The 11,902-nt window shown below is 71.0% G+C and carries 12 protein-coding genes and 1 pseudogene; 8 read left to right on the forward strand and 5 right to left on the reverse strand.

Going from position 1 to position 11,902, the window contains the following annotated elements; translation table 11 throughout:
- Positions 1-461: 461 nt before the first annotated feature.
- Positions 462-1,523: a right-handed parallel beta-helix repeat-containing protein gene (locus tag EAO76_RS01315; RefSeq protein ID WP_148832432.1), complete on the reverse strand. Its 1,062-nt coding sequence runs from the start codon at positions 1,521-1,523 to the stop codon at positions 462-464.
- Between the two features lie 196 nt (positions 1,524-1,719).
- Positions 1,720-4,017: an excinuclease ABC subunit UvrA gene (locus EAO76_RS01320; RefSeq protein ID WP_148832434.1), complete on the reverse strand. Its 2,298-nt coding sequence runs from the start codon at positions 4,015-4,017 to the stop codon at positions 1,720-1,722.
- 206 nt (positions 4,018-4,223) lie between these two features.
- On the opposite strand from EAO76_RS01320, the gene EAO76_RS01325 reads away from it, so the two are divergent.
- The 3 genes from EAO76_RS01325 (at position 4,224) to EAO76_RS01335 (ending at position 5,911) form a co-directional block, all read left to right on the forward strand.
- Positions 4,224-4,682 (forward strand): MarR family winged helix-turn-helix transcriptional regulator, encoded by a 459-nt coding sequence (locus EAO76_RS01325; protein WP_148832436.1) that lies wholly within the window; start codon positions 4,224-4,226, stop codon positions 4,680-4,682.
- Positions 4,683-4,879: 197 nt separating this feature from the next.
- On the forward strand, positions 4,880-5,545 hold the full coding sequence (locus EAO76_RS01330; RefSeq protein ID WP_148832438.1) for a PepSY domain-containing protein: 666 nt from the start codon (positions 4,880-4,882) through the stop codon (positions 5,543-5,545).
- A 144-nt stretch (positions 5,546-5,689) separates the two neighbouring features.
- The gene (locus EAO76_RS01335; RefSeq protein WP_148832440.1) at positions 5,690-5,911 is read left to right on the forward strand and encodes a hypothetical protein; all 222 of its coding nucleotides are present in this window, start codon (positions 5,690-5,692) and stop codon (positions 5,909-5,911) included.
- Between the two features lie 82 nt (positions 5,912-5,993).
- On the opposite strand, the gene EAO76_RS01340 is transcribed toward EAO76_RS01335, so the two are convergent.
- Positions 5,994-6,986 (reverse strand): GlxA family transcriptional regulator, encoded by a 993-nt coding sequence (locus EAO76_RS01340; RefSeq protein WP_148832442.1) that lies wholly within the window; start codon positions 6,984-6,986, stop codon positions 5,994-5,996.
- Positions 6,987-7,038: 52 nt separating this feature from the next.
- Between EAO76_RS01340 and EAO76_RS01345 the strand changes: the two genes are divergently transcribed.
- Positions 7,039-7,434, forward strand: a complete 396-nt coding sequence (locus tag EAO76_RS01345; protein ID WP_148832444.1) for a cupin domain-containing protein — start codon at positions 7,039-7,041, stop codon at positions 7,432-7,434.
- A gap of 64 nt (positions 7,435-7,498) precedes the next feature.
- On the opposite strand, the gene EAO76_RS01350 is transcribed toward EAO76_RS01345, so the two are convergent.
- A protein-coding gene (locus tag EAO76_RS01350) for an IS5 family transposase (protein ID WP_187438422.1) occupies positions 7,499-8,307 on the reverse strand; the annotation gives its coding sequence in 2 pieces (ribosomal slippage) (positions 7,499-7,968 and positions 7,968-8,307; 810 coding nt in all).
- Positions 8,308-8,377: 70 nt separating this feature from the next.
- Between EAO76_RS01350 and EAO76_RS01355 the strand changes: the two are divergent.
- From EAO76_RS01355 to EAO76_RS01370, 4 genes and pseudogenes are all read left to right on the forward strand, one after another.
- A pseudogene (locus tag EAO76_RS01355) lies at positions 8,378-8,611 on the forward strand (transcriptional regulator); the annotation flags it as partial.
- 76 nt (positions 8,612-8,687) lie between these two features.
- Positions 8,688-8,933: a cyclophilin-like fold protein gene (locus EAO76_RS45760; protein ID WP_262375219.1), complete on the forward strand. Its 246-nt coding sequence runs from the start codon at positions 8,688-8,690 to the stop codon at positions 8,931-8,933.
- Between the two features lie 42 nt (positions 8,934-8,975).
- Positions 8,976-10,226, forward strand: coding sequence for an MFS transporter (locus EAO76_RS01365; protein ID WP_148832448.1), 1,251 nt, complete (start codon positions 8,976-8,978; stop codon positions 10,224-10,226).
- Between the two features lie 57 nt (positions 10,227-10,283).
- Positions 10,284-11,051: an SDR family NAD(P)-dependent oxidoreductase gene (locus EAO76_RS01370; protein WP_148832450.1), complete on the forward strand. Its 768-nt coding sequence runs from the start codon at positions 10,284-10,286 to the stop codon at positions 11,049-11,051.
- Positions 11,052-11,349: 298 nt separating this feature from the next.
- Here the strand turns inward: EAO76_RS01370 and EAO76_RS01375 are convergent.
- Positions 11,350-11,902, reverse strand: a 553-nt coding sequence (locus EAO76_RS01375; RefSeq protein WP_148832453.1) for an alpha/beta hydrolase fold domain-containing protein, incomplete at its 5' end; no start/stop codon positions are given.

Below are 11,902 nucleotides of genomic sequence, written 5' to 3' on the forward strand. Positions count from 1 at the left end.
GAAGGGGCGGTCGGGCGGGTCGGGCGGGCGTGGGGCGATGGCGCCCTCCWGGAGGGCGCGGAACATGTCGTCGGTGTTGTCCGGACCTGGTGTGTTTTCGGTGTCCCCCATGTCCTTCAGGATCCGGACGGGTTCCCGGGGCCGGTAGGTCGCGATTCGGCCGTGCCGGGTGAGGGAACAGCGGTGCCCGTGTGCCGCCGTATGCCCCCCGAGGCATACGGCGGCACAGTGGTACCGCCGCGTCGTACCGAACCGGTGTGCGCCCTGTCCGGCGCGTGCCCGGACGGCGGTCGCGTGTGTCCGGGCAGCGGCGGCGGCGTGACGGGAAGGGGGGCAGTTCCCTCGCTTCGACGGGCGGGCCGGGCCCGAGCCCGCCGCAGGACCTCCCGGGCCCGCCACAGGGCGGAAGTGCCGGTCGCGGTCCTGGACGGACAGCCGCGACCGGCACTTCCGCCACGGTCCTACCGCTCGTAGGGGTTGTGCCCCGTGGCCCTGACGGACCTGCAGGTGCGGCCGGTGTCGGCCCCGGAGTAAACGGCCGGGTTCTTCACGTTGGAGTAGCTCACGGTGTAGGTGTTGCCCGAGAACGTGTTGCCGCCCTTTCCACACGTGTCGGCCCTTGAGAACACCCAGTAGGTGAACATCCCGTGGTTGCCGTTGCCCCGGACCTTGCCCCGGTAGTCATGTCCCTTCGCGAAGGTGTTGTCCCGGACCTTGTTGCCGCTGCTGCCGTCGCTGGCGCGGACCGGATCACCGGAGATGACCTTGAAGGTGTTCCCCGCCACGGTGTTCCCGTTGCTCCCCGGGGTCCGCTGCGTCTGGTTGAAGGCGAGGTAGACGCCGTGGGTGTTTCCCGGTTTCTCCTTGTTCTCAAGGTTGAAGAATCGGTTCTTGGTGATCTTCGCCTTCGACACGTAGTTCAGGTGCACTCCGGCGAAGCCCTTGCCGCCCTTGACCCAGGCGTTGCCGATCTGCCTGAAGGTGATCCCGTTGACCACGAGTCCCCTGACCGGGCCGTCCTTCCTGGTCCCCGTGGCCTTGATCCCGCCGTCGCCGTAGCGCTGCACGGTGTACGGCCCCTGGAAGTTCAGCCTGGGCGACTTCGGGCCGACCTTCGTCCAGTACCCGGCCCTGGCCGCCCGCCCGTCGAACGTGACGGGCCCCGTCCCCGGCTGGGCCTTGACGGTGACCGTGCCGTCGGCGATGCCCGGTGCCCATTCCACCCCGGCGTCGTCGTAGGTGCCGCCGCGGAGCAGGATCGTCGCGTTCCCGGTGTGCCCGGCCGCGAGCACGGCCTGCGCGTCACGCAGTGAACCGACCGGGTTCCGTGCCGTGAGGCCGGCCCCGGACGCCGCCTGCCGGAGCGTCTTCCCCGAGAGCCCGGCGAACGAGGTCCCGCCGGAGGCGACGTGGACGGTGACGTCCTCGCCCCCCGCAGGGGCGGCCAGTGCCCCACCGCCGGGAACCAGCATCACCCCGGTCGTCACCAGGCACAGCAGGCCGATGTTCAGGTGTTTGCGCATGGATGTACCCCCTGATCCAAGGTCGTACGAGGCACGGCGGGACGGGAGGTCCGCCCCTTCTTCCGGCCGTACGACAGGAACGCTGCCGGGCCCGTATCCGCGCCACAAGCGTTCCGCGCTGTCCGGGGCTGTCCCGGACAGGCCCGGACGGCCCTGCGCCGGGGGCCGTGCGGCGGGTGGTCGCGCGCCGGGCGGGTCAGTGCCGTGCGGTTGCCCGCGCGAGGTCCTTTCTGAGGTACTCGGCGGTGAACGAGCCCCGATCGGTGGCCAGTTGTGCCGGGGTTCCCTCGAAGACGACGCGGCCGCCGTGCCGGCCGGCGCCGGGGCCGAGGTCGATGATCCAGTCGGCGTGTTTGATCACGTCCAGGTCGTGCTCGATCACGACGACGGTGTTGCCGCCGTCGACGAGCCGGTCGAGGAGGGCGAGCAGGGTGTCGACGTCGGCCATGTGCAGGCCGGTCGTCGGCTCGTCGAAGATGTGGAGACCGCCCGAATCGTGCAACCGGCCTGCGAGCTTGAGGCGTTGCCGTTCGCCGCCGGACAGGGTGGACAGCGGCTGTCCGAGGGTGAGGTAGGGAAGTCCGACCTCGCGGAGCGGCGCCAGTCTGCTCAGCACGGTGCGTTCGGTGAAGTGGTCGAGCGCCTCCTCGACGGTGAGGCCCAGGGTCTCGACGATGTCGCGGCCGTGCAGACGGTGGTCGAGGACCTCGTCCCGGTAGCGCCGGCCCCGGCAGATCTCGCAGGTCGTGGTGACAGGGTCCAGGAAGGCGAGGTCGTTCTCGATGACGCCGCGGCCCCTGCACTCGGGGCAGCCGCCGGTGGAGTTGAAACTGAACATCCCCGCGTCGACCCCGTTGGCACGGGCGAACAGCTTGCGAATGGTGTCCATGACGTTCACGTGGGTGGCCGGTGTCGCACGCGGCGAGATGCCGATCGCCGACTGGTCCACAACGATCGCGTCGGGGTGTCGGGCGGCGAGGACACCGGAGACCAGGGTGCTCTTGCCCGAGCCTGCGACACCGGTGACCGCGGTGAGGACGCCGGTCGGGATGTCGACGGTGATGTCCTTGAGGTTGTGCAGGGCCGCCCCGGTGACGGTGAAGGCGCCGGTGGGTGTGCGCGGCGTCCGGTCGAGCCCGGACACGGTGCCCAGGCGTCGCCCGGTGAGGGAGTCGGAGGAGCGCAGCTCCCCGACGGTGCCCTCGAAGACGATCTCCCCGCCACGGGCCCCGGCGCCCGGTCCCATGTCGACGACGTGGTCGGCGATGGCGATGACCTGCCGGTCGTGCTCGACGACCAGGACGGTGTTGCCCTTGTCCCGCAGCTCCAGGAGCAGTTCGTTGAGCCGGTGCACATCGCGGGGGTGCAGTCCGGCGCTGGGTTCGTCAAAGATGTACGTCACGTCGGTGAGGCTGCTGCCGAGGTGGCGCACGATCTTCAGCCGCCGCCCCTCCCCGCCCGACACGGTGGACATCTCACGGTCCAGGGCCAGGTAGCCGAGGCCCACCGCCTCGATGCGGCGCAGTACGGCGAGGGCCGCGGCCGCCACGGGCTCGGCGACGGGGTCGTCGAGGGCGGCGAGCACCTCGGCGAGTTCGCCGATCTCCATGGCCGCGTAGTCGGCGATGTTGTGCGGGCCGATTCGGGAGTCCCGGGCCGCGGCGTTGAGCCGGGCTCCCCCGCACTCCGGGCAGGGGCCTTCGGTGACGACCCGGGCCACGGCCTCCCGGTCGCGGTCGCTCAGGGTGTGCGCGTCGCGTCTCAGGTAACGGCGGGTGAAGCGGGTGACCACTCCCTCGTACTCGTTCCTGTGGACGCTGTGCCGACTGCGCCGGTCGACGCGGAACCCGCCGCCGTACAGGAGGAGTTCGCGCTCCTGTCCGGTGAAGCGGGCCAGTGGTTTGTCGGGGTCGAAGAGGCCCGATTCCGCGTACAGCTGCCATTGGGCGGTGCCGACCGCGAACGAGGGGAAGACTATGGCACCCTCGTTGAGCGTTCTGTCCCTGTCGAGCAGCCGGTCCAGGTCCACCGTCGCGACCCGGCCCAGCCCTTCGCAGTTCCCGCACATGCCGTGCGGGTCGTTGAAGGAGTAGAGGTTCGACGGGCCGACGGAGGGTTTTCCGCACCGCGAGAACAGCACCCGCAAAATGGGGTGCACCTCGGTCATGGTGCCGATGGTCGAGCGAGAATTTCCGCCGATGGGCTTCTGGTCGACCACGATCGCGGTGGACAGGTTCTCCATCACCTCGGCGCGCGGCCGCTCGTACCGGGTGAGCCGGTTGCGCACGTACCAGGGGAACGTCTCGTTGAGCTGGCGCCGGGACTCGACCGCGATCGTCGAGAAGACGACCGAGGACTTCCCCGAGCCGGACACACCGGTGAAGACGGTGAGCTTCCCCTTCGGGATGGTCAGCGAGACGTTCCTGAGGTTGTTCTCCCGGACGCCGCCGAGAACGATGTCGCCGCCGAACCGCGTGTTCGTCCCGCCCGTCATGGTTCACAACCTCCACCCGTCGCGCCGCGTTCACCTCCACTCACACTACGTCAATTGATTTCTTTTGGGAAATCATATGGCAGCAACGATGGCACCAGTGGTGAAGCGTCTACACTCATCTCATTTCCGTCTGGAAACCAAACAAGGGGTCATCGGACATCACAACGGTCCCGGCCCACCGTGTCCGCCCCGGAAGGAGCTCATCGATGACGGACGCAGACACCGCCCGCCCACGGCTCGGCCCGCCCTCCGGACTGGAGGACGCGCTGTCCCATCTGCAGTGCGTCCTGGTCGCCCGGCGCACCGCGACCAACCCCGAGGGCGTCAACTGGCAGCAGTACGACGTCCTGGAGCTGCTCCGCATCCGCGGCGCGATGAGCCCCTCGCGGCTCAGCGAGTCCCTGGGAATGTCGCGGCAGACCACGTCCAAGGCGCTGCGCGTCCTGAAGGACCTGGAGCTGGTCCAGCAGGTGGCGCTCGGCGAGGACAGGCGGGAGCACACGACATCGCTGACCCCGAAGGGGCACGCCTTCCTGACCGGTGCCGCGCGCAGCCGACGGGAGAACGCCCGGGCCGCCGTGGAGGCGCTCTCACCCGGCGAGCAGGCCATGTTCACGGAGATGTGCCGGAAGGTCGCCGACTCGATCGACGCCCTGCCGCGCTGAGGACCGCCTTCTCGTGTCCTTCCACGGGCACAGGGGCACCATGGGGCGCGGCAGCGCGACAGTGCGGCGACGCCCGGGCAGACGGAAAATGGCTTTTGTATCGGAGATTCGTCCGCTCCGGTCGAATCCCTCGACGTTGCCCGCCCACGACGGATGGCCTCAGGAACACATGTCCCCGAGCGAAGGGAGCACCCCCGATGAAATCCCTCAAGCGCGCTCCGGTCGGCAGTCGTCGCGTGGTTGCCGCCGTACTCGCCGCCACCGCGGCCCTCGGCGGCGGCGCAGCCACGGCCGTGGCCGCCCCCGCGGACAGCAGCCACGGCGTCCGGACGGACGCTGTCGCCGCCCTGCCGGGCACCGACCACGACGACAACGACGACGCGCTGATCAAGAACGCCGAGGTGGACATCAAGCAGGCTGCCGAGACCGCCGAGAAGTCCGTCGCGGGCACGGTCACCGCGGCCGACCTGGACGGCAGCCCGGACAAACCGGTCTGGAAGGTCGACGTGACGGATTCCCGCGGCATCGAGCACGAGGTCACTGTCGATGCGATCGACGGCAAGGTCACCGCCACCCGTACGGACAAGGACCAGGACCCCGACGACCGCAGCGCCGACGCCGCCCTGGCGAAGTCCGCCAGGACCGACCTGGCCGAGGCCGTCGGCGCGGCCCTGGCCGAGGTCGACGGCACCGCGACCTCGGCCGACCTCGGGAACGACCACGGCACCACCCCTGCCTGGCACATCGACATCACGAACCCCAAGGACAAGAACAAGGACCACGAGGTCACGGTCGACGCGACCACCGGCAAGGTGACCGCCACCAGGGTCGACGAGGACAGCGACCACGACTCGAACGATTAGGGCCCCTCTTCCGGATCGTGCCGGATCGGCACGCACCGTCTCCCGGCTTCCGAGGGCCGGGAGGTGGTGCGCGGTCCGGGACGTGAACCGATGGCCGCCTTCCCCGCAGAATCCATGGGGTCACCGAATCCGTAAGGTCGGGGGATGACGCACAGCACCGTGGATCCGACGGCGATCACACCGGAGATGGCTGCTCAGATCCGCTCGTGGCGGGTCGACCAGGACTTCACCTGGCGCGCTGTGGCCCGGGCCGCGTCGGAACGGTGGGGCTCCGGACGGGGCGGCAACCAGCTCTACGGCGAAGAGCTCTGCGTGGCCGCCGCGAAGGTTCTGGGCGAGGACCCCTGCCGGGAACCGTGGAATTGACGCCTGCCGGGCGGCTTTCCCCGGATCGGCGGGCGATCGGGCGGGGCAGCGGCTGGGCGGTGCCGGGGGGCAGACCTCGAACTCAGTTCGCCTCCGGCCCGAAGCGGCGCCGGTACGCGGACGGGGTGATGCCCGTCCCCCGGCGCATCAGTGTGCGCAGGTGGGCGGCGGTGCCGAGCCCGCTGCGCCGGGCGACCACCTCGAAGCGGGCCTCGCCGCCCTCGATCAAGCGGCACGCCAGGGCGAGCCGCTCCCCCGTGAGCCACGCCAGCGGTGTCGTTCCCAGTTGTGCCCGGAAACGGCGGTGCAGCGTCGCGGGACTGACCGCCGCGCGCGCCGCGAGGTCGGGGACCGTGAGCGGCGCGTCCAGCCGTTCCTGGGCCCAGGCCAGGACGGGCGCCAGGGACTCGTCGGGCAGGTCGGGCATGGGGCGCTCCACGAACTGCCGCTGCCCGCCGTCCCGGTGCGCCGCGAAGACCAGCCGACGGCTCACGGAGTTGGCGATCTCCGCACCGTGGTCGCGGCGCACCACGTGCAGCCCGAGATCGAGCGCGGCCGCGCTCCCGGCGGCGGTGAGGATGTCGCCGTCGTCCACGAACAGCACGTCCGGTTCGAGGCGGACGGACGGGAAACGGACCCGGAAGGCATCCGCCCACTGCCAGTGCGCGGTGGCCCGGCGCCCGTCCAGGACCCCGGCCTCGGCCAGAGTGAAGGCGCCGCTGCAGAAACCGATCAGGCGCGCACCGCGCGCGTGCGCCCGCCGGACGGCGTCGAGCACGGCGGGCCGGCGGGGCACCTCGACGTCGGGCCGGTTGGGGACGATCAGGGTGTCCGCCGCATCGGCCGCCTCCAGGCCGGCGACTCCCGCGAGCGTGAAGAACCCGTCCCGCATCAGGGTGCGGGGCTCGGGGGAACAGAGCCCGAAGTCGTAGAGCTCACGGCCGATCTCCGGTCTGCGCAGGCCGAAGACCTCGGTCGCGCAGCCGAGCTCGAAAGGGTTCGAGTTCTCGTCCACGATCACGACGACCCGGTGCGGGCCAGGCGGGCGTGCCGCGTGCGAGGATTCTTTCGTCATATGCGATTCCTAGCACTCACGGCGGCCGTGCGAAACGGCTCAGGATGGGCCCATGAGCAACGGACCCATTTCTCTCGACGAGGCCCTGGCCTCCTTCGACGCCCTGTGGAGCCCCCGCGTCGTCACCCGTGTCAACGACCACGACGTCCGTATCGCCAAGGTCGAGGGCGAGCACGTCTGGCACGTCCATGACGACACCGACGAGTTCTTCCTGGTACTGGACGGGGAGCTGCACATCTCCCTGCGCGGGCCCGGTGGGGAGCACACGGTCCTGCTCCCGCGGGGGTCGGTCTTCACCGTTCCCCGGGGCACGGAGCACAGGCCGTACGCCCCGTCCGGCGCCGCGATCCTCATGGTCGAGCCCACCGGGACGCTGTCCGTGGGCGATCGCCACGACGAGATCCCGGACCACGTGGACGCGACGACCGGGCACGCCCTCGGCGGCTGAGCCGGGGAAGCGCGGGACGGGGAAGCACACGGGGCGGGCGGCACGCGGGGCGGGACTGATCGTTTCAGAATGAGGTTCGGAGTCGTCTCAAACAGATGATGCTGCAGGCGAGTTGGAGCAGTCCGAGGTGGAGGTCGGCGCGTATCTCGTAGCGGATCCGCAGTCGTTTGAACTGGTGGAGCCAGGCGAAGGTCCGCTCCACGACCCAGCGCGTCTTGCCCAGCCCCGAGCCGTGCGGGACACCTCGACGGGCGATCTTCGGGGTGATGCCCCGAGCCCGCAGGATGCGGCGGTACTTGTCGTAGTCGTAGCCGCGGTCGGCGAACAGCCGTCGCGGCCGGTGACGAGGCCGGCCGACCAGGCCGCGGATGCGGGGAATCGCGTCCAGCAGGGGTGTCAGCTGGGTGACGTCGTGCCGGTTTCCGCCGGTCAGAGTGACGGCGAGAGGGGTTCCGTGACGGTCGACGATCAGGTGGTGCTTGCTGCCCGGCCGGGCGCGGTCGACCGGCGAAGGTCCGGTGTGAGCCCCCCTTTCAGGGCCCGGACGTGCGAGCCGTCGATCGCGCAGTCGTCCATGTCCAGCAGATCGGCCTTGCGCAGTTCGGCCAGGAGCACTTCGTGCAGGCGGGGCCAGACTCCGGCCTCGGTCCAGTCCCGCAGCCGCCGCCAGGCCGTCACCCCACTGCAGCCGGTCCGCTCGGCGGGCACGTCTCTCCAGCTGACGTTCTTGCGCAGCACGTACACGATGCCCCGAAGAGCCGCACGGTCGTCCGCCGGCAACCGCCCGGGATACCGATGACGCCGCGGCGGCCGGGGCGGCAGCAGCGGAGCGATGCGTTCCCACAGGTCATCAGGCACAAGATCATCCGACACCCGCACCACTCTGCCCCTGCCAGCCCCGGTCGCCAAGCCCTCACGCTGAACTCATTCTGAAACGATCAGTGCCTCGCGCGCCCTGTTCCCCGACTGGGACCGGCAGATCACCGCCTGCGTCGCCCGCCTGCGTGCCACCGCCGGCACCGCTCCCGACGCCCCGGACCTGACCAACCTCGTCGGCGAGCTCCTCCTCAAGAGCCCGGACTTCGCCCGGCTGTGGGAACGCTACGAGGTCACCGGCCGCAAGCCCGCGCAGAAGACCTTCCAGCACCCCCGCGTCGGCACCGGGTCACTCTCGACGGCCGCCCCGTCGAGGCCACCTTGAACGACAGCCCCCGGCCCGCGACTTCGCCGCCCTGCTTCCGCTCACCCTGAACCTGGAGGACTTCCACGGCATCGAGCGGGTCGCCGACCTGCCGCGCAAGCTGGACACCTCCGGCGCCCCGGAGCCGGTCGCGGCCAGGGCCGGCGACATCGCCTACTACGCGCCCTGGGGCAACCTGGCCCTCTTCTACCGGGACGGGCCCGCCCCCTCCGCCGACCTGCTCGTCCTCGGCCACCTCGACGTCAGCGCCGACCAGCTCGGCCGGGCGACGCGCATCACCATCGAAGCCGCCTCCTGACCCGGACGACTGCCCGAACTCCCTAGAGGAAGAGCCCCCTGTATGCCTTCCGCAGCCAGCACCCGAGCGGGCAAGCTGCCCTTCGTCGTGTGGGTGCTCGCCGCCGGCACGTTCCTGATGGGCACCACCGAGTTCGTCATCGCCGGACTGCTCCCGGAGATCGCCAGTGACCTCGGCACCAGCGCCCCGCACGCGGGCCTGCTGATCACCGCCTTCGCGATCGGCATGATCGTCGGCAGCCCCGTCATGGCCCTGGCCACCCTGCGCCTGCCCCGGCGCCTGACCCTCGTCGCGGCCCTGGCGGTCTTCGCCCTCGGCCACGTCGTCACCGCGCTCAGCTCCTCCTTCACCGTCGTCCTGGCCGCCCGGGGGGTGACCGCGCTGGCCACCGGCGCGTTCTGGACCGTCGGCTTCGTCATCGTCACCGCAGGCCCCGCCCGGGCCACCCGGGCCGTCGGCGTCATGATGGGCGGCCTGACCCTGGCCAACGTGATCGGTGTGCCGATCGGCTCCTTCGTCGGCCAGTACACCGGCTGGCGCGGCCCCTTCTGGGCCCTGGCCTTCCTCGCGGGCCTCGCGGCCGTGTTCGTCGGCCGGTTCATCTCCAGGACGGAGCAGCGGGCCGGGATTTCTGTACGGGCCGAGGTCCGCGCTCTGCGGCAGGGCCGACTGTGGCTGGCGCTGGCCGCCGCCGTCCTGATCATGGGCGGTGTCCTGGCCACGTACACGTACATCACCCCGCTGCTGACCGACCGTGCTGGTGTTCCGGCCGGGGCTGTTCCCCTGGTTCTGATCGTCTTCGGGCTCGGCGCCCTGGGTGGCACCGCGATCGGCGGCCGGCTCGGCGATTGCCGCCCGATGGCCACGACCCTCACCGCAGCGACGGTCACCGCGCTGGCCCTGTTCCTGCTGATCCCGCTGTCGACCGGCCCGGTCACGTCCGTCGCCCTGGTCTTCCTGATGGCCCTGGCCGGGTTCACCGTCAACCCGGTCGTCACCTCTCTCGCCGTCCGCTTCGCCGGCGACGCCCCCACCTTGACCTCGGCGCTGACCACCTCCGCCTACAACACCGGCATCGCCGCCGGCTCCGCCCTGGCCGGGACAGCCATGAACACCTCCCTCGGCCTGACCGGCCCGGCCCTGGTCGGCGCCGTCTCCGCCGCCCTCACCCTCCTGCCGCTCATCGCCCTCGCCCTCACCGGCACCCGCCAGCAGCCCCGGATCGTGGCCCAGCACACCGCTCCGGCCCCCGTACACGACGGCACCACCGCACCGGTGCCCGCACGGCACTGACCCACCCACCTTCGGGCCCCTTGACCACGGCCCGCCTCCCGACAGGAGAAGAACGGCATGAACCCCGCCTACGACTTCACCGGCCAGGTCGCCTTCGTCACCGGCGCCTCCTCCGGCATGGGCCTCGCCGCCGCCCGCGCCTTCGCCGAAGCCGGCGCCGCCGTGGCCCTCGCCGACATCGACGAGGACGCCGTCAACGCCGCCGTGAAGGACCTCACCGACGCCGGCCACAAGGTCCTCGCCCTGGTCTGCGACGTCAGCGACGAGGCCCAGGTCGCCGCCGCCGTCGACCGCACGGTGGAGACCTTCGGCCGACTCGACATGGCCTACAACAACGCCGGCATCATGCCCCCGCCCACCGACGCCGCTGACGAGAGCGCCGAGCAGTTCGACCGCGTCCAGAACATCAACCTGCGCGGCATCTGGGCAAGCATGAAGCACGAACTGCGCCACATGCGCGATCAGGGCAGCGGCGCGATCGTCAACTGCTCCTCCCTCGGCGGCCTGGTCGGCAACCCCGGCCGCGCCGCCTACCACGCCACCAAGCACGGCGTGATCGGACTGACCAAGAGCGCCGCCCTCGAATACGGCTCCCGCGGCGTGCGCATCAACGCCGTCTGCCCTGGCACCATCGCCACCCCCATGGTCGACGCCATGGCCGCCAAGGGCGAACTCGATCGCGACCAGGCCGCGGCGGGTCAGGCCATCGACCGGCTCGGCACCGCCGACGAGATCGCCCAGGCCGTCCTGTGGCTCTGCAGCCCCGGCGCGAGCTACGTCACCGGCATCGCCCTGCCCGTCGACGGCGGCTACACCGCCCAGTAGCCCCTTTCCCGCCCCGTCCGGCGCAGGCACGGCTGTGTATCGGCATGGTCGAAGCCTGTCTCATGCGAGGTGCTGCCACCAGCCATCAACCTCGGGGGAGCGTCGACGTCGACGCTCTGACCGGGCCGGGGAACGACCAGGGGGGGGAACCGGTGGCCCGGGCGGCGTGCCAGATGCGGTCGTGCAGGGCGAGGCCGAAGGTGGCCCAGCGCAAGGGATGAGGAGGTCGCTGCGGACGTCGGGGCGGGCGGTGAGGGCTTGTTCCGGTGCCATGTGGATCTGTGCCCAGGCGTCGCCGTCACGGGCCGCGGGCGGCGCAGGCATCCTGGGAGACGGCGTCTGGGGGAAGGTCGAAGCCGTAGAAAGCGCCGGCCCAGACGTAGAGTTCGGCGTGGCCTCCGGCCTGCCAGATGCGGCTGGCGTAGGTGACGACCTCGTCGCGGAAGGTCTCGGCGGGGCCGACATCGAGGAAGGCGGGCGGCAGGCCGGACAGGTCGGTGACGCGGGCGGGAGCGGCGTAGGGCGGGACGATGTCGGTTCCGCGTGAGTCACCCAGCAGAGCGCTCCAGCCCCGCCTGGTTGGAGGCGCGGTCCAGACGCCGAGGCCGGCCATCTGATGGGCGGAGGGGGTGTCGTTGCGGTCGTCGAGCATCGGGTACATCAGCAGCTGGGCGAGCAGAGCGGGGCCGCTGCGGTCGCCGGCCCTCATGGCGAGTGCGGCCGCGAGGCCGCCGTTGGTGCTGGCTCCGACGACGATGATCCGGGCCGGGTCGATGCCGAGTTCCGCCACGTGGTCGGCGGTCCACAGAAGACCGGCGTAACAGTCTTCGACGGGGCCGGGGTGGGGAGTC

The sequence above is a fragment of the Streptomyces sp. sk2.1 genome, assembly GCF_008120935.1.
GTDB lineage: Bacteria > Actinomycetota > Actinomycetes > Streptomycetales > Streptomycetaceae > Streptomyces.

Excerpts from the sequence above, each read along its gene's own strand:
- EAO76_RS01315 (WP_148832432.1), bottom strand. The coding sequence starts at position 1,523 with ATGCGCAAACACCTGAACATCGGCCTGCTGTGCCTGGTGACGACCGGG.
- EAO76_RS01320 (WP_148832434.1), bottom strand. The coding sequence starts at position 4,017 with ATGACGGGCGGGACGAACACGCGGTTCGGCGGCGACATCGTTCTCGGC.
- EAO76_RS01325 (WP_148832436.1), top strand. The coding sequence starts at position 4,224 with ATGACGGACGCAGACACCGCCCGCCCACGGCTCGGCCCGCCCTCCGGA.
- EAO76_RS01330 (WP_148832438.1), top strand. The coding sequence starts at position 4,880 with ATGAAATCCCTCAAGCGCGCTCCGGTCGGCAGTCGTCGCGTGGTTGCC.
- EAO76_RS01335 (WP_148832440.1), top strand. The coding sequence starts at position 5,690 with ATGACGCACAGCACCGTGGATCCGACGGCGATCACACCGGAGATGGCT.
- EAO76_RS01340 (WP_148832442.1), bottom strand. The coding sequence starts at position 6,986 with ATGACGAAAGAATCCTCGCACGCGGCACGCCCGCCTGGCCCGCACCGG.
- EAO76_RS01345 (WP_148832444.1), top strand. The coding sequence starts at position 7,039 with ATGAGCAACGGACCCATTTCTCTCGACGAGGCCCTGGCCTCCTTCGAC.
- EAO76_RS01365 (WP_148832448.1), top strand. The coding sequence starts at position 8,976 with ATGCCTTCCGCAGCCAGCACCCGAGCGGGCAAGCTGCCCTTCGTCGTG.
- EAO76_RS01370 (WP_148832450.1), top strand. The coding sequence starts at position 10,284 with ATGAACCCCGCCTACGACTTCACCGGCCAGGTCGCCTTCGTCACCGGC.